Annotated in this window: 17 protein-coding genes and 1 tRNA gene; 8 read left to right on the forward strand and 10 right to left on the reverse strand. The window is 68.5% G+C overall.

Features of this window, described 5'->3' with window-relative positions; all coding sequences use genetic code 11:
• Positions 1 to 10: 10 nt before the first annotated feature.
• The 3 genes from BLT81_RS09785 to nth are packed head-to-tail and all read right to left on the reverse strand — an operon-like array spanning position 11 to position 2,140.
• Positions 11 to 727, reverse strand: coding sequence for an NUDIX hydrolase (locus BLT81_RS09785; RefSeq protein WP_019193762.1), 717 nt, complete (start codon positions 725 to 727; stop codon positions 11 to 13).
• Positions 724 to 1,317, reverse strand: a complete 594-nt coding sequence (locus tag BLT81_RS09790; protein WP_019193761.1) for a TlpA family protein disulfide reductase — start codon at positions 1,315 to 1,317, stop codon at positions 724 to 726. The genes BLT81_RS09785 and BLT81_RS09790 overlap by 4 nt, the downstream gene beginning before the upstream one ends.
• 1 nt (position 1,318) lies before the next feature.
• Positions 1,319 to 2,140 (reverse strand): endonuclease III, encoded by an 822-nt coding sequence (nth, locus tag BLT81_RS09795; protein WP_019193760.1) that lies wholly within the window; start codon positions 2,138 to 2,140, stop codon positions 1,319 to 1,321.
• A gap of 307 nt (positions 2,141 to 2,447) precedes the next feature.
• Here nth and glxR point away from each other — a divergent pair, with 307 nt between their 5' ends.
• Positions 2,448 to 3,131, forward strand: coding sequence for a CRP-like cAMP-activated global transcriptional regulator GlxR (glxR, locus tag BLT81_RS09800; RefSeq protein WP_019193758.1), 684 nt, complete (start codon positions 2,448 to 2,450; stop codon positions 3,129 to 3,131).
• 65 nt (positions 3,132 to 3,196) lie between these two features.
• Here glxR and BLT81_RS09805 read toward each other — a convergent pair whose 3' ends face one another.
• The 4 genes from BLT81_RS09805 to BLT81_RS09815 are packed head-to-tail and all read right to left on the reverse strand — an operon-like array spanning position 3,197 to position 5,089.
• Positions 3,197 to 4,009 (reverse strand): MBL fold metallo-hydrolase, encoded by an 813-nt coding sequence (locus tag BLT81_RS09805; RefSeq protein WP_040421017.1) that lies wholly within the window; start codon positions 4,007 to 4,009, stop codon positions 3,197 to 3,199.
• Between the two features lie 49 nt (positions 4,010 to 4,058).
• A complete protein-coding gene (locus BLT81_RS09810; RefSeq protein WP_019193756.1) occupies positions 4,059 to 4,532 on the reverse strand; it encodes a RidA family protein in 474 nt (157 codons plus the stop codon).
• A 2-nt stretch (positions 4,533 to 4,534) separates the two neighbouring features.
• Positions 4,535 to 4,690: a DUF4177 domain-containing protein gene (locus tag BLT81_RS12745; RefSeq protein WP_155860805.1), complete on the reverse strand. Its 156-nt coding sequence runs from the start codon at positions 4,688 to 4,690 to the stop codon at positions 4,535 to 4,537.
• A 39-nt stretch (positions 4,691 to 4,729) separates the two neighbouring features.
• On the reverse strand, positions 4,730 to 5,089 hold the full coding sequence (locus tag BLT81_RS09815) for a WhiB family transcriptional regulator (protein ID WP_019193754.1): 360 nt from the start codon (positions 5,087 to 5,089) through the stop codon (positions 4,730 to 4,732).
• A 214-nt stretch (positions 5,090 to 5,303) separates the two neighbouring features.
• On the opposite strand from BLT81_RS09815, the gene BLT81_RS09820 reads away from it, so the two are divergent.
• Positions 5,304 to 7,706, forward strand: coding sequence for a transglycosylase domain-containing protein (locus BLT81_RS09820; protein ID WP_019193753.1), 2,403 nt, complete (start codon positions 5,304 to 5,306; stop codon positions 7,704 to 7,706).
• 9 nt (positions 7,707 to 7,715) lie between these two features.
• Here BLT81_RS09820 and BLT81_RS09825 read toward each other — a convergent pair whose 3' ends face one another.
• Complete coding sequence (locus BLT81_RS09825) at positions 7,716 to 8,165, reverse strand: GatB/YqeY domain-containing protein (RefSeq protein WP_040421015.1); 450 nt, start codon at positions 8,163 to 8,165, stop codon at positions 7,716 to 7,718.
• Positions 8,166 to 8,200: 35 nt separating this feature from the next.
• On the opposite strand from BLT81_RS09825, the gene BLT81_RS09830 reads away from it, so the two are divergent.
• Together BLT81_RS09830 and BLT81_RS09835 are read left to right on the forward strand one after the other, a co-directional pair.
• Positions 8,201 to 9,112: a metallophosphoesterase gene (locus BLT81_RS09830; RefSeq protein ID WP_019193751.1), complete on the forward strand. Its 912-nt coding sequence runs from the start codon at positions 8,201 to 8,203 to the stop codon at positions 9,110 to 9,112.
• A gap of 76 nt (positions 9,113 to 9,188) precedes the next feature.
• Positions 9,189 to 9,265 (forward strand) — tRNA-Pro (locus BLT81_RS09835).
• Positions 9,266 to 9,378: 113 nt separating this feature from the next.
• On the opposite strand, the gene BLT81_RS09840 is transcribed toward BLT81_RS09835, so the two are convergent.
• Both BLT81_RS09840 and BLT81_RS09845 read right to left on the reverse strand, forming a co-directional pair.
• Complete coding sequence (locus tag BLT81_RS09840) at positions 9,379 to 10,560, reverse strand: IS1249 family transposase (protein WP_083337269.1); 1,182 nt, start codon at positions 10,558 to 10,560, stop codon at positions 9,379 to 9,381.
• Positions 10,561 to 10,853: 293 nt separating this feature from the next.
• Complete coding sequence (locus tag BLT81_RS09845) at positions 10,854 to 12,248, reverse strand: hypothetical protein (protein ID WP_019193750.1); 1,395 nt, start codon at positions 12,246 to 12,248, stop codon at positions 10,854 to 10,856.
• Positions 12,249 to 12,405: 157 nt separating this feature from the next.
• On the opposite strand from BLT81_RS09845, the gene BLT81_RS09850 reads away from it, so the two are divergent.
• The 4 genes from BLT81_RS09850 to BLT81_RS09865 are packed head-to-tail and all read left to right on the forward strand — an operon-like array spanning position 12,406 to position 17,736.
• On the forward strand, positions 12,406 to 15,321 hold the full coding sequence (locus tag BLT81_RS09850; protein WP_040421013.1) for a DUF4040 family protein: 2,916 nt from the start codon (positions 12,406 to 12,408) through the stop codon (positions 15,319 to 15,321).
• Positions 15,318 to 15,773 (forward strand): cation:proton antiporter subunit C, encoded by a 456-nt coding sequence (locus BLT81_RS09855; protein WP_019193748.1) that lies wholly within the window; start codon positions 15,318 to 15,320, stop codon positions 15,771 to 15,773. The genes BLT81_RS09850 and BLT81_RS09855 overlap by 4 nt, the downstream gene beginning before the upstream one ends.
• Complete coding sequence (locus BLT81_RS09860) at positions 15,770 to 17,302, forward strand: monovalent cation/H+ antiporter subunit D family protein (RefSeq protein WP_019193747.1); 1,533 nt, start codon at positions 15,770 to 15,772, stop codon at positions 17,300 to 17,302. The genes BLT81_RS09855 and BLT81_RS09860 overlap by 4 nt, the downstream gene beginning before the upstream one ends.
• Positions 17,302 to 17,736 carry a monovalent cation/H+ antiporter subunit E gene (locus BLT81_RS09865; protein ID WP_019193746.1) on the forward strand — a complete coding sequence of 145 codons (435 nt, stop codon included), beginning with the start codon at positions 17,302 to 17,304 and terminating at the stop codon, positions 17,734 to 17,736. Before BLT81_RS09860 ends, BLT81_RS09865 begins: the two co-directional genes overlap by 1 nt.

Raw genomic sequence — 17,736 nt, forward strand, 5'->3', positions numbered from 1 at the left:
CTCCCCCGGCCTAGCCCAGGTTTTCATCGTTGCGCGATCCGCGCAGAGCCGCCTCGAGCGGCACGACACGCCCGCGGTCCCACGGTTCCTCCCAGCCGGCGGCGGCGAAGAGGACGTCGAGAAGCACCCCGGTAAAGCCCCAGACCACGTAGCCGTTGATCTCAAACGCCGGGCCGTCCCACCCCAGGAAGCTGACCTGGAGGCGGTTCGCGGGGTCGAGGAGCTGCGCGACGGGGGCGAAAAACACGTCGTCGGTCTCCGCCGGGCTCGCGGCGTAGGGTCGACCCGGGTCCGCGGAATAGGCGAGGACGGGTCGCACCGACCGCTTGCTGCCCGCCGTCGTCACCGAGGTCAGCGTGGCCAGCGGGGCGACGCGCCAGCGCTCGAGGCCGGTCTCCTCGCGCGCCTCGCGCAGCGCAGCGTCGACGGGGCCGCCGTCGCCGGGATCGATGCGCCCGCCGGGAAACGCCATCTGCCCCGAGTGGCTGCGCATGGTAGGCGTGCGGTGCGTGATGAGTACCCCCGCGTCGCCGGGGCGCGCCGCGGCGTGAGGCGCGCCGCCGACAAAAAGCATGAGCACGGCGGCGTCGTCGGGCCGGCCCGAGCCCGGTGAGCGCCCCGCGAGGCGCTCACTAACGAGAGCCGACGCGGACCCATCGCCCAGACGCTCGACGAGGGGCGCGAGCCACGCCGGCGCGGCAGCGGGGGTGAGGTCGACGTCGCTCATCCTTCCACCGCCCCCGCCACGGCCGCCTCGAGATCCTCGACGTCCTCGAAGGGGTAGGGGAACGCCGCCAGCTGCTCGTCGCCGCGCAGCACCACCGTGATCGGCACAACCCGGGGCAGGCCAAACTCGCCCCCAAAGAGGTTCTCGCTGTCCTGGTAACTGGGCAGCCCTACACCCAGGTCGTTGAGCAGGGCCGCGCCGTTGCCTGCCGCGGGGTCGGCGTGCACGCCCACCACCGTGTACTGAGCGTTGCGCTGCGCGAACTCCTCGATCACCGGCAGCTCTGCCCGGCACGGTTCGCACCACCACGCCCACAGGTTCACCACAGTGATGCCCCCGTCCTGCGCCTGATCGGCGCCGCGCTCGCCGCCGAGGCATTCCAGCTCCACTCCCCCGGCTCCTCCCGCCGGGCAGTCCGGGCGCGGGGGCACGACCTCGCGTGACGACGCCTCATCCGGCGCCTCCCCCGCCGACGGCAGCGCCTGCGACTCCTGCCCCGTGGGCTCGGGGCGCAGCGCTATGAGCCCCACCGCCAGCAGGGCGGTCACGGCCAGGATGGCGGCGACGCTGATGAGGATGCTCTTGCGCACGCTAACTGTCCTCCCCACGTCCGACGGAGTCGAACCCCACCATCTCGAGGATGTGCTCCCGTTCGTTCCCCGTCACGTACTCCGCCGCGGTCTCCGGCTCGGTCGGACCCTCGCCGAAGCTCGGGCAATCGAAGGCGATCGGGCACGCCCCGCACGCGGGCCTGCGGGCGTGGCACACGCGGCGCCCCTGGAAGATGATGCGGTGGGAGAACATGGTCCATTCCTTCGGCTCCAGCATCTCGCCGACCGCGCGCTCGATCTTCACCGGGTCTTTTTCCTCGGTCAGCCCGAGCCGGTGCACCAGCCGTTGGAAGTGGGTGTCCACGGTCAGGCCGGGCATGTCGAAGGCGTTGCCCCGCACCACGTGGGCCGTCTTGCGCCCCACCCCGGGCAGGGTGACGAGGTCGTCGAGCGCCGTGGGCACCTCCCCGCCGAAGTCGGAGACCAGGGCGCGGCCGAGACCGATCAGGTTGGCGGCCTTCGCGCGGTAGAAGCCGGTGGGGCGGATGATCTCCTCCACCTCGGTCTGGTTGGCCGAGGCGTAGTCCTCGGCCGTCGAAAAGCGAGCAAAAAGCTCGGGCGTGACCTGGTTGACCCGCACGTCCGTCGTCTGCGCCGAAAGCACCGTGGCCACGAGCAGCTCAAGCGGATTGCGAAAGTCCAGCTCAGCGTGCGCGTCGGGAAAAGCCGCCGCGAGCGTCCGGTTGACGCGGCGCGCGCGGCGGGTGCGTCCGAGCGACGTCTCGCTCCCCTTCGCCGCCGGGTGGGAGCCCGGGCGGCGGTGCCGTTGTGGGGTTAGGCCAGCAGGGCTCGCGTCACTCATAGTGGCCACTATAGTGAGGCCCCAGGTAGCATCACAGCCATGACAGTTTTGCTTGTCGCGCTCGTTCCGCTGGTGTTCGGCCTGTTTGCCGCCTTCATGGAAAAGCTGGAATCTGTCGCGCTCGGAGAATAGCGCGGCGCGCTACCCCCGAGTGCGCCACAGAATCTCGATGATGTGACGGACCTCCCACGAAGTTGGTAGGGTGTGGGCTTGTAAACGTGGCCACATCAAGCCCGCGAGCAGCCCATACACCAGCAGAGGCGCACACGCGCGTCGCTCATACGACACCCTCACGGTAGGAGGATCCATGGAAGGCGTACAAGAGACGCTTGCCCGCGCCGGAATTTTCCAGGGAGTGGAGCCCGCAGCAGTCTCCGCCCTCATCGGGGAGATGGAAACAGTCAATTTCACTCGGGGCACAACGATTTTTGACGAAGGTGAGCCCGGGGACCGCCTGTACATCATCATCGACGGCAAGGTGAAGCTCGCCCGCCACGCGCCCGACGGCCGCGAAAACCTCCTGTCCGTCATGGGCCCCTCCGACATGTTCGGCGAGCTGTCCATCTTCGATCCCGGCCCCCGCACCTCCTCGGCCGTCTGCGTCACCGAGGTCACCGCGGCGACGATGAACTCCGACATGCTCAAGCAGTGGATCGAGAACCACCCGGAGATCTCGCAGCAGCTCCTGCGCGTCCTCGCCCGCCGCCTCCGCCGCACCAACGCCTCGCTCGCGGACCTCATCTTCACCGACGTCCCCGGCCGTGTGGCCAAGACGCTGCTTCAGCTGGCCAACCGCTTTGGCACCCAGGAGGGCGGCGCGCTGCGCGTCAACCACGACCTCACCCAGGAGGAGATCGCCCAGCTCGTCGGCGCGTCGCGCGAGACGGTAAACAAGGCCCTGGCCACCTTCGCGCACCGCGGGTGGATCCGTCTCGAGGGCAAGTCTGTGCTCATCGTCGACACCGAGCACCTCGCGCGCCGCGCGCGCTAGGCGCAGACAAACGCCCCCCGCCCAGACCTTCCGTGGCGGGGGAGCCTTGCTCTTAGGCCTTGCGCTTAGGCCTTGTCGCGCAAGAAGCGCAGGGCGACGCGCGTCGACTGCTCCGCCGCGCCGCGCAGGACGGGGTCGACGTCGTCGTAAATCTCGTCGACGATCGTTCCCACGTCGACGTTGTTGCCGTACTTGGCCAGCGTGTCCCGGATTTGCTGCAGCCGCAGGTTGCGGCGGTCGATGTACTTGCGTGCGAACGCGGAGAGGTCCTGGCCCTCCGGTCCGTGGCCCGGCAGAAGCATGACGTCCTTGCCTGCATCCTCGAGCATGGCGAGGGTGTCAAGGTAAGCGCCGAGGTCGCCGTCCGTCTCCGAGATCATCGTGGTGTGCCGCCCCGCAATGGTGTCGCCGGAGATGACGCCCTCCAACTGGTCGTCGTCCGGCGTGGCGGTGTAGACGAAGTAGCACACGGAGTCCATCGTGTGGCCGGGCGCGGCGACGACCTTCACGCAGGGGGTCACGCCCTCGACCGAGATCAGCTCGCCGTTTTCCACTGGGTCCGCCCCCGCGCAGTAGTTAGGGTCCAGCGCGCGAATGGGGGCGCCGGTGAGCTGGCGGAAGCGCCGAGCGCCGTCCGCGTGATCGTGGTGGCGGTGGGTGAGCAGGATCAGCCCCACCTTCTCGGCCTTCGCCTGCAGGACGTTGAGGTGCCCCTCGTCCTCCGGGCCTGGGTCGACGACAATGCTGTACTCATCGCCCGGGGCGCGGACGACCCAGGAGTTCGTCCCTTCCAAAGCTGCGTAGCTCGGGTTGGGGGCGAGAACAACCGCGGCGGACGGCGTCACTTGGCGCAATTGGCTGTAAGCAGGGTGCTGCATGTTCCCAACCCTACCGGTTTACGCGGGGTTTTCTAGTCGTCGCGTGGCCTTAACTGTCCAGGCCGGAGGTCAGCTCGACCACGAGCTCCAGCTCGACCGGAGCGTCAAGCGGCAGCGCGGTGACACCGACCGCGGAGCGGGCGTGCTCGCCGGCGTCGCCGAAGACCTCGCCGATCAGCTCGCTCGCGCCGTTGATCACGCCCGGCTGTCCGGTGAAATCGGGGGCAGAGGAGACGAAGCCCACCAGCTTGATCACACGGGCGACATTGTCGATTCCCACGAGGTCGTCCACGGCGGCGAGCGCGTTGAGCGCGCACTGGCGCGCCAGGTCGGCGGCCTGCTCGGCGCTGACCTCCGCGCCGACCTTGCCGGTGGCGGGCAGGGAGCCCTGCACGAGGGGCAGCTGGCCGGAGGTCCACACCTGGTTGCCCACGCGCACGGCGGGCACGTAGGCGGCGACAGGCGCGGCGACCGGGGGGAGCGCGATGTCGAGCTGCGCGAGGCGCTCAGTCCACGTCGTCATGCTTACTCGGCCTCCCGCTTCATGTAGGCCACCATGTTCTCCGGCGTCGGGCCGGGCGTGACGGTGACGAGCTCCCAGCCGTCCTCACCCCAGGTGTCCAGAATCTGCTTGGTCGCGTGGCTCAGCAACGGCACCGTTGCGTATTCCCATGTAGTCATGCCCATACCCTACCTGGGCACGCGGGTGGGGCGCCGGAGTTAGAGCCCGACGACCTCGCCGCCCTCGGCGAGGTAGGTGGCCCAGTCCGTCACGTGGGGGTTCTTGCGCAGCACGGCGCGGCGCTGGCGCTCGGTCAGGCCGCCCCAGACGCCGAACTCGACCTTGTTGTCCAGGGCGTCCGCCCGGCACTCCATGAGCACGGGGCAGCGACGGCAGATCGCGGCGGCCTTGCGCTGCTCCGCGCCACGCACGAAGAGCGCGTCCGGATCTCCGGAGCGGCAGGTGGCGTGGGTGACCCACTCTCCTCGGTCAAGAACCAGGTTGCCGTTTGCATCACATTTGCGGGGGGAATCCTGTCGCTGGTGAGCGGCGGCGTGGCGGCTGAGAGTGGTCGTCATTGAGATCTCCTTACAAACGTGCGTAGTGCGCGTTGACTAGGCTCTTGGGCCCTTCCAGTTACGGCGCTCACACGCCGTATCCTGCGACGGTTCCCAACTGAAGCATCGGTGGCTGTAAGTCTATTCACACGGACACAGTGATGTCGAATGCATCACACATTTAGGGGGAGGACGCGGTTCCCCCACATGGGGTCCGTCCTTTAAGGTATGGAGGGTGTCCGGATTGTCATCTCTCCTCAAACTCGCCCTCGCCACCGTCGCGTCGGCCCTGGCCATCGCGTTGTGCGTGGCCCCGGTGGCGGGCCTCGGCGGTATCGCCGTCGCGCGCACCGACGCGACGATGCGCTCGAACCTCTCCGACCTCGCCACCGGTGAGCTGCCCGGCGTGACCACCATCACCGATGTCAACGGTGACCCCATCGCGTGGCTGTACAAGCAGCGCCGCTACGAGGTGGCCAGCGAGGACATCGCGCAAAGCGCGAAAGACGCCCTCGTGGCCACCGAGGACCGCCGCTTCTACGAGCACGACGGCGTGGACATCCAGGGCTTCGCGCGCGCAATGGTGACAAACCTCATGGCCGGCGGTGTCGAGCAGGGCGCGTCCACCATTAATCAGCAGTACGTGAAGAACTACCTGTGGCTCATCGAGGCCGAGGACGAAGAAGACGTCCGCGCGGCCACCGAGCAGTCGATTCCCCGCAAGCTGCGGGAGATGCGTATGGCCGCCGACTTGGACAAGACCCTGTCAAAGGAGGAGATCCTCACCGGGTACCTCAACCTCGTTTCCTTCGGCAACCACGCCTACGGCATCGAGGCGGCCGCGCGGACCTACTTCGGCATCCCCGCCAGCGAGCTGGCCCCCGAGCAGTCCGCGCTGCTCATCGGCCTGCTGCAGTCCGTCGAGTACCTCAACCCGTACACCAACCCCGAGGGCGCGACGCAGCGCCGCAACACGGTCCTGGCAAACATGGCGGCCGCCGGCGCCCTCGACCAGGAGGAGGCCGATCGCCTCGCCGCTAGCCCGCTGGGCATTTTGCCCGAGCCCGCCATGCTTCCCGACGGCTGCATCGGCGCCGGGGACAACGGCTTCCTGTGCGACTACGCGTTGCGCTACCTCGAGGACAAGGGCCTGTCGTCCGAGGAACTCGAAACCGGCACCTACACCATCACCACCACCCTCGACCCGCAGGTCCAGCAGGCGACGCTGCAGGCCGTACGCTCCGCCGTGAACCCCAACACCCACGGCGTGGCGCAGGTGCTCAACGTCATCCGCCCGGGCGAGAACTCGCGCGACATCGCGGCGATGGCGTCCTCGCGCTACTACGGGCTGGAGCTGGCGGAGAACCAGACCTACCTGCCGCAGCCCTCCTCGCTGGTGGGCAACGGCGCCGGCTCCGTGTTCAAGATCTTCACCGCCGCGGTCGCCCTCGAGCAGGGCTACCGGCTCGACACCATGCTGGACACCCCGACGCGCTCAGTGGTCTACGGCATGGGCGCGGGCGGCGCCGAGGGCTGCCCGCCGAACGCCTACTGCGTGGAAAACGCCGGTACCTACGCCCCGAAGCTCACCCTGAAGGACGCCCTTGCGCAGTCCCCGAACACGACGTTCATCGAGCTCATCCAAAAGGTCGGCGTCACGCCGACCGTGGACATGGCCGTGCGCTTGGGCCTGCGCTCCTACAAGGCGGAGGGCACCTACGACGGCGAGCGCTCCATCGCGGAGGCCGTCTCGGAGGGCAACATGGGCTCGTTCACCCTCGGCCCCACGGCCGTCAACGCGCTGGAGCTGTCGAACGTAGGCGCCACCATCGCCTCGAACGGGCGCTGGTGCGAGCCCAACCCGGTGGCCAGCGTCACGGACAAGCGCGGCCAGGAGGTCTTCATCGAGCGCCCCAGCTGCGAGCAGGCCGTCAGCCCCGACATCGCGGCCGCGCTCGCGCAGGGCATGTCCGAAGACGCGCGCAGCGGCACCGCCCAGCGCGCCGCCAACGCGGCAGGCTGGAACGCGCCGGTGGCCGCAAAGACCGGGACGACGGAGTCCCACCAGTCCTCCGCCTTCCTGGGCTTCACGCGCGCGCTCGCGGGCGCACCCTACATCTTCAACGACGGCCCCGAGACCACCCCGCTGTGCACCGCGCCGGCGCGCCAGTGCTCCTACGGCTCGCTCTTCGGCGGCAACGAGCCGGCGGACACGTGGTTCCGCATGGCCAACAACGTGCCCGGCGCGCGGGAGGCGGGACTGCCGGAGACGAGCCGGACCTTCCAGCTCAGCGGCCTCCGCAGCCTCATCAGCGAGGTCACCGGGATGACGGCGGAGGAGGCGCGGCAGCGGCTTGAAAAGGAGGGTTTTCGCGTGAGCGTTCAGACAGTCGCCGGAAACGGCGCGCCCCGCGACACGGTCGTGTGGGCGGACGCGGAGGACCCGAGGCTCGCGAACGGCAGCCTGGTCACCCTCAACGTTTCCGACGGTGCCTCGGCGCGCGGTGGCCGCGGCAGTGAGCGGCCCGGGGCCGACGCCCCGCTGGGCGTGCCCGACACGCCCAGCCTCGACCTTGACGAGCTCGGCCAGCAGATCGAGGAGGCGCGCAACGCGCTCGACTCGCTGCTGCGCAGCTAGCGCGCCCCGCTAGCCCAAGCGGGCGCGCACCGCCGCGGAGAGGCGCTTGCCGTCGGCGCGGCCGGCCGCCCGGGCGGTGGCCTCCTTCATCACGGCGCCCATCTGGGACATGTCGCTGGCCCCGAGGTCGGCAAGTGTGGCGTCGATAAGCGAGGAAAGCTCCTCGTCCGTCAGCTGCTTCGGCCGGTACGCCTCGAGGATGTCGGCCTCGGTGCGCTCCGTCTCGGCGAGGTCCTCGCGCCCGTTCGTGGAGTAGATGTCCGCGGACTCGCGGCGCTTCTTGATCTCGCGGGCGATGATCTTCTGGATCTCCTCATCGTCCACCTCGTGCTTGCTGCCTTCCGTTTCAGCGGTCTGGATGGCGGCGAGCAGCATGCGCAGGGTGCCCGTGCGCTCCTTCTCCTTCGCCTTCATCGCTTCCTTCAGGTCGGCGCGGATCGTATCCTTCAGATCACTCATGGGTCCGAGACTACGCGACCTGTAACGTGGGATGGGTGAGAAAGTCGAGTTACGTTGCGCCAGCGCTCGCCGCGCTCTGTGCACTCGGGGCCGCCGGTGCCGCCACCGTCGCCTACGGCGTCCGAGAGCTCACCAATTTCAGGCTCAAAACGTACGACCTCGCGCTGCTCGCCCCCGGCACGCTGCGCGGCGCGCGCTCCTTCGACATCCTGCACGTCGCGGACCTGCACATGATCCCCGGCCAACGCCGCAAGGTGGACTTCGTGCGCTCCCTCGACGAGCTCGCCCCGGACCTCGTCATCAACACCGGCGACAACCTCTCCGACCCGGCCGGAGTGCCCTGGGTACTCGACGCGCTCGGCCCGCTGCTCGACCGCCCGGGCGCCTTCGTCTTTGGCACCAACGACTACTGGGCGCCGCGCCCCGTCAACCCCCTGACATACCTCCTCGACGCCAAGCGGACCCCCTCTTATGTGGACCTTCCCTGGCAGGGAATGCGGGCCGCCTTCCTCGAACGCGGCTGGCACGACGCCACCCACCAGCGCCTCGAATTCAAGGCCTCCGGCGTCCGTCTCGCGCTGGCCGGCGTCGACGACCCGCACCACGACCTCGACGACTACGCCCAGATCGCCGGTGCCCCGAACCCGGACGCCGACCTGTCCATCGCCCTCACGCACGCGCCGTATCGACGCCCCCTCGACGCCTTCAACGCCGACGGCTACGACCTAGCCCTCGCCGGCCACACCCACGGCGGGCAGATCTGCCTGCCCGGCGAGCGCGCCTTGGTGACCAACTCCGACATCGACCGCCGCCGCGCCTCCGGCCTGCACCGCTACGGCCGCATGTGGCTGGAGGTCTCCACCGGCCTAGGCACCTCCAAGTACGCCCCGGTGCGGATCTTCTGCCCTCCCTCGGCGGCGCTCATCCGCGTCACGGAACGCTCCTAACCAGGCGTTTTGGGCTTTCCCGCGCGCTGGGTTAAAGTTGCTCGAGTAACGCGCGCCGTCAGGTGCGGGTCGCAACCGGGATATGGCGCAGCTTGGTAGCGCGCTTCGTTCGGGACGAAGAGGTCGCAGGTTCAAATCCTGTTATCCCGACCATCACACCAACCCGCTGGCACAGGCCAGCGGGTTTTGTCGTGCCGCGGCGCTTCGCGTGACAAACGGAGGGTTATACGACAAAATGTGTGTCTGGTGTCGGCGTGTCGCGGGGGCTAGATGTGGCCTTTTTGGATGCCGATTGAGTGGGTGTAGTTGGTGTCGATAGCGTTGTCGTAGAGGGCTGGTCGTCCTGTTTCGTGGTCGGCGTGGTTCTCATTGTGGGTCAGGGTTGGAACTTTGGCGAGTTGGTCCTGACCCCAGTTGGACTGTCTGGCGATCTCGACTGGGTCGTCAGGCAGTTCTGTTTTCAGGTAAAGCCACCAGTCGAGCATCCGGCGTTGATGCTCACCGGATCTGCCGCGATGGGTGCGGGCAAGCAGTTTCAGCTGGGCGTTGATCCCGCCTTCAAGACTGTTAGTCGTCGGTTTGATCCGCCCGGGGTTGATCACACCAGCGGGTGGGGCGAGGTAGACAAACAACAAGTTGTTGCGCCACAGGTGGTTGAGGCTGTTGTAGGCCTTGCGGGTGCGCTCATGCGTCCACGACCAGGTGCGTTGTTTCGTCAATGGGTCGGTTGTCCACGTTTTCTGGTTCATCCAGTCGCGGTAGACGTTGCCGTATTCGTGGAGCTTGGCACCCCACGCGGCCGCCTCATCAAGATCGGTGATCTTCGTGAGGTTAAGCGCGAGATGGTAGATCGCTCGTCCAGCATCCGTGCGCGGGCGGGAGGTGGTGTAGCGGCGCACCACACGTTGGGCGTGGACAAGGCAGCGTTGGATCTTGGTGTTAGGCCAGCACTTCTTGATCGCGCTGGCCGCGCCTTGTCCACCGTCGATCACGGCGATCAGGGGCGCGGGGATGCGTTCACACAGTTGCTGGTAGTCGCGGGTGGTTTCGTGTGTGCACCAGTGCCAGGCAATGACGTGATCCAAAGTGGCGGCAACTATGAGACATCCGCCGGCGGTGTAGGTGCCGTCAAGAAAGACCTGGTCATAGACTCGGCCTTCGTGCCCGATGGTGGGATCGGGAACATCAACTAGCCAGAAGTGCTCAAACCGGCGTTGCAAGGTGCGTGGGTTGCAGCCTGTTTTGGCAGCGGTGATTTTCAGACTGTCACCCGTGGTGACGTGAGTGATAAAGGCGTTGAAGGCGGCGGCGTTGGTGATATCCGGCCGTCGTTTCGTGACGGAGGCACCGCAGATCTTGCATCGCCACCGAGTGCGGTTCGCGGAGGTTTTCCCATTACGCTTCATTTCGCCGCCGCACACAGCGCAGCGGGGTCGGTTCTTCGGCATTGGGCCACCACACCACCGGCCCCTACCACATCAACCACGCCACACCGGGGATATACGACCACAACAGCGGATATACGCTCTTGGGGCATATACTTCCGGAAATCGCCGAGGTCAGATACCGGAAATCACCAATTCCGGACACACATTTTGACCCTTAACCCCAAACGGAACACTAAAAATCCGCGCGCGGCGCTTCGGGCTAAAAACGGAACACTAAAAATCCGCGTGCGGGCGCCTTATTCGCGGATTTTTAGTGTTCCGTTTTTGGAGTTTCGCCCAGACCCCACGGCCCGCTACACCGCACCCGCACCCGCACCCTTCCTCGCGCGCAGCCCGACGAGCCCGAGCAGCGCCGCGGCGGCGGACAACCCGACGCCTGCCCACAGTGCCGCGGCCGACCCCGCGTTGCCGGCCGCGGACAGCGCGGCGGTGGACCAGTGCATCGGCAGCGCCGCCGAGACGGCGGCGGTGGCGCCGCCAACCGCGCCCGTCGCGGCGACCTTCCACACCCAGCCGACGACCGCGACCTGGACCGCCACGAAAGCGGCGGCGGCCGAACCACCGGCCCGGGCGCCGAGCGACCTGATAAGCAGCGTGCTCAGCCCCGCGGAGGCGAGGGTGGCGGCGACGCAGGCGAGCAGCGCCGCGGCTAGGGCGGCGGCGCCCATATCGACGCCGAGCAGGAACACGAGCAAGAAGCCGAGCAGCGCGAGGAACGCACCGCCGGCGCCGAGGATCCACCAGCGCGCATGCGGCACGGCGAGCGCGGTGGCGGCAAGCGCGGCGCCGCCCACGATGAGGAGCGCGCTGATGAGCATGGCGGCGAGCGGGGCCAGCGCGGAGGAGGGCGCCTCGTCGTCCGCGGCCGCGGGCGGGGCGGCGGGCAGGGCGCGACTGACGGCCGCGACCTTCTCTGCGGTCAGCCCGGCGACCTGGTCCAGCTGCTCCGCCCCGTCGCGCAGCGCCCCGACGCCCTCGCCAGCCTCGCCCGCCCCGGCGTTGAGCTCGCCGAGCCCGCTCGCCAGCGCTGCGGCGCCGTTCGTCGCGGTGTAGATGCCGTCGTGGTAGGCGTAGCCGGGGACGGAGAGCTGGTTCGCCACCTCGCGGGAGCCGTCTTTCAGCTCGTTGAGCTGCCCCACGACCTCCGGCGGCAGCTCCGCGACGAGCGCCTGGCCGCGCAGGCCCTCGAGCGCGTCACGGGCGCGGACCACGTCGGGGTCGCGCGAGCCGCGCATGGCCGCCAGTGCGTTGTCGATGCCGGCGACGACTTGGCCGCGCACGGCGTCGAAGCCCACCACCTGGTCGACGACCCCGCCCACGGAGTCGGCGATCCGCGTCGCGCCCTCGGCCAGCTGGCCGGTGCCGGCCTGGAGTTCGACCATTCCCTGGGACAGTTCCTGGGCTCCGGAGTGGGCGGTGGAGATGCCGTCGATAAGCTCCTGCGACCCCTCGTCGAGCTGGGCCGCGCCGTCCTTGAGCTGGGCCGTCCCCTGGGTGAGGAAGCTCGTCTGCGAGACTGCCTCCCCGGCGGCGCGGCGGGCGTCGACAAGGGTGTCGGGGCCGGGCGCGGCGGGCGCCCCGGTGGGGGCGTCGTCGGCGGACCCCGTCGTCCACGTGTCCACGGGGTTCATCGGAAGGAACGCCCCGGCGACGAGCAACGCGGCCGCGGGCAACAAACGCCATTTCATGTCTGGCAAATATAGTGCCGAGGGCCTTCGCGCTGGGCCAGGCACACCCTGCGCGGGGAGGGGCAAGGCCCTAAGTTTGGTAGTTGCTACCCTTTGTTTGTTCCCATGACAACCACAAAGATCTGACGAGCCGCCCTGTGGCTTTGGAGAAAACCCCATGACACTACCCCTTGTACTCGCGCTGGTTGGGGCGACGGTCGCGCTGTCGCCGCTGCTCGTGCGGTTAATGGACAGGAAAGCGGGGTGGCCGTTAAGTATTATTCTTCTCGTCGCCGCCTTCGTCCTTGGGCGCGAGTACCCGCGCGTGATCGGCGGTGAGGCCGTGACCTGGGAGGTGGCCTGGGCGCGCGACCTGCTGGGCCCCGGCACCCACGTGGACTTCGCGCTCCGCGCCGACGGCCTCGGCATCTTTTTTGCCCTGCTTGCCCTCGTCATCGGCGCGGTTGTCCTTCTCTATTCGGCCTCCTACCTGCCGAAGCGTCAGGGCAACACGAGCTTCTACACCATCATGACGGCGTTTACGCTGTCGGTGCTGCTGCTCGTGCTCGCCGACGACGTCGTCTTGCTCTTCATCGCCTGGGAGCTCGTCTCCCTGGCGTCGTTCTTCCTCATCGCGCGCTCCGGCTCCTCCGGCGAAGCCGGCTCCTACCGCACGCTGGTTCTCACCTTCTTCGGCGGCCTGACCCTGCTCGCGGCGCTCGGCCTGGCCGCGGTGGCGGCGGGCACGACGCACCTGTCGGAGATCCTCGCCTCGCCGGTGTTCGCGCAGCGCCCGGAGCTCACGACGATCATCGCGATCCTCGTCGCCGCCTCGGCCTTCACCAAGGCCGCGCAGTTCCCCTTCCACTTCTGGCTGCCCGAGGCGATGGCCGCGGCAACGCCGGTCTCGGCCTTCCTCCACGCGGCAGCGGTGGTCAAGGCGGGCGTGTACCTGCTGGTTCGCTTCTCGACGCTCTTCCGCGACGTCCCCGTGTGGAACGGGCTGCTGCTGGTCATCGGCCTGCTCACCGCGATCATGTCCGCCGTGTTCGCCATCACGAAGACGGACCTGAAGCACCTGACCGCCTACTCCACCGTCTCGCACCTGGGCTGGATCGTCGCCGCTATTGGCGTCGGCACGCAAGCGGCGCTCGCCGCGGCCCTGCTGCACACGCTCGCGCACGCGCTGTTCAAGTCCTCGCTGTTCATGCTCATCGGCGTGGTGGACCACGAGGCCGGCTCGCGTGACATCCGCCGCCTCGGCCCGCTGCGCACGAAGATGCCGTTCACCTTCGCCTCGACGGTCGTCGCGGCGGCCTCCATGGCGGCGATCCCGCCGCTGTTCGGCTTCGTGTCCAAGGAGTCCATCCTGGCGGCCTTCGAGGACGCACCCTTCGGCCCGCTGCTGCTCGCCCTCGCCGGCATCGCGGCCTTCCTCACCTTCGTGTACTCGGCGAAGATCGTCTTCGGCGCGTTTATCGACGGCACAGCGGACGCCTCCGACGTCCACGAGGCGCCGGTCTCCCTCTGGCTTCCGGCGGCCCTGCCGGGGCTGAGCTCGCTCGTCCTGCCCTTCATGCTCGGCGCGCTGGACGGCCCCATCACCGCGGGCGTGCGGGCCGTGACCGGCGACGAGGACTTTGCCACCCACATTGCCCTGTGGCACGGCGTAACCGTCCCGCTCCTGGTCTCGCTCGCGGTTCTGGTGGCCGGCATCGCCTTCCTCTTCGTGCGTCGGCCGGTCTTCGCGGCCGTGGAAAACCGCCAGTTGCTGCCCCTGAGCGGCAACGACATCCTCGCGCTTCTGACCGCGGGCCTGACCAAGGTCGGCCGGGTGCTGGGCAAGCCCGCGGACGGGCTCAACCCCTCGCGGCACCTGGTCTGGCTCATCGGCTGCGTGATCGTCCTTGGCCTGTCCGTCCTCCTGCTGACCGACGGCATCGACGGCGTCACCCCGGCGGAGCGCGTCCCGGGCACGACCTCCTGGTGGGACCTGCTGCCCTTCGGCCTCATCGCGGCCTCCGTGGTGGGCCTCGCGTTCACGCGCAGCCGCCTGGCCGCCGCGGTCCTCGTCGGCACCGTCGGTGTGGGCATGAGCTTGCAGATGCTCATGCTCGGCGCGCCCGACGTGGCCCTGACGCAGCTGCTCGTGGAGTCGCTGACCGTCGTGGTCATCATGCTGGTGCTGCGCTACCAGCCGCGCTCCTTCCCGGCGACGCCGGCCCGGCGGACGTGGCTGGCGGCCGTGCTGGCCATTGCGGCGGGCATCGTCGCCTTCGCCGGCGTCTACGGCCTGACGGGCCGCCGCGAGCGCTCTGACCTGGCCATGTGGTACCTCACTGAGGGTGGCGTGGCCACCGCCGCCGACAACATCGTCGCGGTGATCATCGTCGAGTTCCGTGGCTTTGATACCCTCGGCGAGCTGTCGGTGCTGGGCATGGCCGCGGTGGTCATCCTGGCGGTGACCTCGTCGATGCCGCGCCACAAGTTCGAGGCGGGCACCCGCCCGCGGCCCTTCGGCCAGTCGCAGCTGAACACCATGCCGCTGCGCAAGGTGACGCTGCTCATCGTGCCTGTGCTCATCGTGCTCTCCGTGCTCATCTTCTTCCGCGGGCACACCGCCCCGGGCGGCGGCTTCGTGGCCGCCCTAGTCATGGCCACGGCATTCGCGCTTCACTACCTGTCCAAGGGCGCGGACTCCTACGTCGTCGGCCACCACACGCCGGTGCGCCTGGCGGGCTGGGGCATCATCATCGCGATCAGCGCGGGCTTCCTCGGCTTTCTCGAGGGCGGCTTCCTCTACGCCATCCACGGCGAGATCGCCGGCGAGCACCTGACCACATCACTCATCTTCGACTTCGGTATCTACCTGGCCGTGCTGGGCATGATCACCCAGGCGATCAACCAGCTGGGCGACTACCTGCGCCCGGGCGCGACGAAGGAGGACTTGTCCTACCGCCGCACCGAGGACAACCCACTTCCCGACGTCCCCGAGCCCGAGCAGCCCGACAACGCCGTCGACTCCCACCCCGAGCCGATCAACCCGGCCGACGACCCGAAGCCCATGGCGACGCAGGAGGTTCCCCACCGATGATCGTGGCATTAACTATTGCCGTTCTTACCGCGGGGGCGGTGTACCTGGTGATGCAGCGCGGCATGGTGCGCATCATCTTCGGTATGACCCTCTTCGGCCACGCGGCCAACCTGACGCTGCTCGCCGGCGGTGTCGGCGCGTGGCGCGGCGAGGCCTTTCCGTCGCGGACCCCGCTCGACGAGATGTCCGACCCGCTGCCGCAGGCCTTCGTGCTCACCGCGATCGTCATCGCGATGGCGACGACGACGCTGCTGCTCATGACCGCTGCGCTGGGCAAGACCGACGACACCGAGGAATCCGCCACTACCGCCTCGGAGACCTCCCCCGACTACGACCCCGCGCGGTTGAGCCCCTCGCCCCTGTCCACCGCGGGCCGCCGCGCCCGCCTCACCGCGAAAAGCACGGATCACGCAGACAGCACGGATCCCGCAGACGGGGAGGCAAACGCATGACGATCGACGCCATCCTCCCCCTCTTCGCCGCGGTCCCGCTCATCGTCTCGGCCGTCACCGCGATCAACCCGTGGAAGCCGCTGAACGACGCCCTCGCGATCGCCATCCCCGCCCTCAACCTCGCCGGCGGCGTCTGGCTGTTCGCCTCCACCACCGCCAACGGCACCATCGGCCACGTGCTGGGCCTCTACCAGGGCGGTGTGGGCATCTCCTTCGCCGCGGACGCGTTCTCGGCCATCATGCTCATCACCACGATGGTCGTGGCGCTGACCGCCAACTGGTTCGCCATCGTCTCCGGCGAGACCGAGTCCCGCTACTACACCCCGCTCACCCTCGTGCTCATCACCGGCGTGAGCGGCGCGGTGCTCACGGCGGATCTGTTCAACTTCTTCGTCATGATCGAGGTCATGCTCCTGCCGTCCTACGGCCTGATCGCCATGACCGGCACGCGCTACCGCCTCGCCGCCGCCAGGATGTTCATTCTGGTCAACCTCGCGGCGTCGACGCTCCTGGTGATGGGCGTGGGCTACATCTACGCGGTCACCGGCTCGGTCAACCTCGCGGCGCTGCGGGGCCTCGCGGCCGGCAACGGCCCCCTGACCGTCGCCGCGGGCATCGTCGTCATCGCCATCGCCGCCAAGGCCGGCGTCTTCCCGGTGCACACGTGGCTGCCGCGCTCCTACCCCTCCTCCAGCGCGGCGGTGATGGGCCTGTTCTCCGGCCTGCACACCAAGGTCGCCGTGTACATGCTGTTCCGCCTGTGGGTCGTGCTCTTCGACATGGACCCGCGCTGGAACACCCTCATCGTCGTCATCATGGTCGTCTCGATGCTCATCGGCGGCTTCGCCGGCCTCGCCGAGAACTCGATCCGGCGCGTGCTGTCTTATCAGATGGTCAACGGCATGCCCTTCATCCTGGTCATGCTGGCCTTTACCAGCGAGGACCCGCGCCGCGCCCTCGCGGCCGGGCTGATCTACACGCTGCACCACATGATTACGGTGGGAGCGCTGGTGCTCAACACGGGTGCGATCGAGGAGACGTACGGCACCGGCCGGATCTCCAAACTCGCAGGGCTGGCGCGCCGTGACCCGCTCACCTCCGCGGTGTTCGCCGCGGGCGCGCTGTCCATCGTGGGCTTCCCGCCGTTCTCGGGCACCTTCGGCAAGATCTCCGTCGTGTTCGCAGCCGCCCTCGCGGGCGACTGGCGCAGCTGGGTGGTCATCACCGCGATCATCGTCGCCTCCTTCGGCGCGCTGCTCGCCATGATGCGTGTGTGGCGCGAGGTGTTCTGGGGTAGGCCCATGCAGCACTACCCCGCCGCTTTGCGGGTCCGCTCCAGCCTCATGGCGCCCTCCGCGGCGCTGATGGTGCTCTCGCTGGCCATGTTCGTCGCCGCTGGCCCGCTGTGGGGTGCGACGACGGCCGCGGTCGACGGGCTCTTGGACGTCGACGCGTACACCGCCGCCGTGCTCGGCAGCGACCCGATCGGCGTCCCCGACGCCGCTGAGTTCCAGGGAGGCTCCCACTAATGGCTCTGAAACGCATCGGCCACGCGCTCGGCTACGGCGCCTGGCTAATCAAGGAAATCTTCTCCGCCGGCACCGCCGCCTCCATCGCGGCGTTTAGACCCCATTCCGGGCTGCACCCGATCATCATTTTCTACCCGCTGCGCGTCACCTCCGACTGGGAGCGCTTCTGGCTGTCCACCTCGATCACCGCGACGCCGGGGACGATGTCGATCGGCTTCCGCCGCGGCTCGGGCGGCTCGGAGCAGACGTACCTGCTCGTGCAGGCGGCGTTCGGCGAGGACCCCACGGCACAGATCGAGGGGCTCATCGACATGGAGCAACGCCTCAGCCCCCACGTCGCGGCCACCCCCCTCGACCCTGCGTCGGTGGAGTGGACGCCCTACACAGACCGCGGCCCGCGACGGGACGTGCCTCCCGCGGAAAGGTTGGATTAG

This window comes from Corynebacterium timonense (genome assembly GCF_900105305.1).
Classification (GTDB): domain Bacteria; phylum Actinomycetota; class Actinomycetes; order Mycobacteriales; family Mycobacteriaceae; genus Corynebacterium; species Corynebacterium timonense.

Coding starts and splice junctions, on each gene's coding strand:
- BLT81_RS09865 (WP_019193746.1), top strand. CDS start 17,302: ATGGCTCTGAAACGCATCGGCCACGCGCTCGGCTACGGCGCCTGGCTA.
- BLT81_RS12745 (WP_155860805.1), bottom strand. CDS start 4,690: ATGACTACATGGGAATACGCAACGGTGCCGTTGCTGAGCCACGCGACC.
- BLT81_RS09845 (WP_019193750.1), bottom strand. CDS start 12,248: ATGAAATGGCGTTTGTTGCCCGCGGCCGCGTTGCTCGTCGCCGGGGCG.
- BLT81_RS09785 (WP_019193762.1), bottom strand. CDS start 727: ATGAGCGACGTCGACCTCACCCCCGCTGCCGCGCCGGCGTGGCTCGCG.
- BLT81_RS09815 (WP_019193754.1), bottom strand. CDS start 5,089: ATGACGACCACTCTCAGCCGCCACGCCGCCGCTCACCAGCGACAGGAT.
- BLT81_RS09825 (WP_040421015.1), bottom strand. CDS start 8,165: ATGAGTGATCTGAAGGATACGATCCGCGCCGACCTGAAGGAAGCGATG.
- BLT81_RS09805 (WP_040421017.1), bottom strand. CDS start 4,009: ATGCAGCACCCTGCTTACAGCCAATTGCGCCAAGTGACGCCGTCCGCC.
- BLT81_RS09840 (WP_083337269.1), bottom strand. CDS start 10,560: ATGCCGAAGAACCGACCCCGCTGCGCTGTGTGCGGCGGCGAAATGAAG.
- BLT81_RS09850 (WP_040421013.1), top strand. CDS start 12,406: ATGACACTACCCCTTGTACTCGCGCTGGTTGGGGCGACGGTCGCGCTG.
- BLT81_RS09810 (WP_019193756.1), bottom strand. CDS start 4,532: ATGACGACGTGGACTGAGCGCCTCGCGCAGCTCGACATCGCGCTCCCC.
- nth (WP_019193760.1), bottom strand. CDS start 2,140: ATGAGTGACGCGAGCCCTGCTGGCCTAACCCCACAACGGCACCGCCGC.
- glxR (WP_019193758.1), top strand. CDS start 2,448: ATGGAAGGCGTACAAGAGACGCTTGCCCGCGCCGGAATTTTCCAGGGA.
- BLT81_RS09860 (WP_019193747.1), top strand. CDS start 15,770: ATGACGATCGACGCCATCCTCCCCCTCTTCGCCGCGGTCCCGCTCATC.
- BLT81_RS09855 (WP_019193748.1), top strand. CDS start 15,318: ATGATCGTGGCATTAACTATTGCCGTTCTTACCGCGGGGGCGGTGTAC.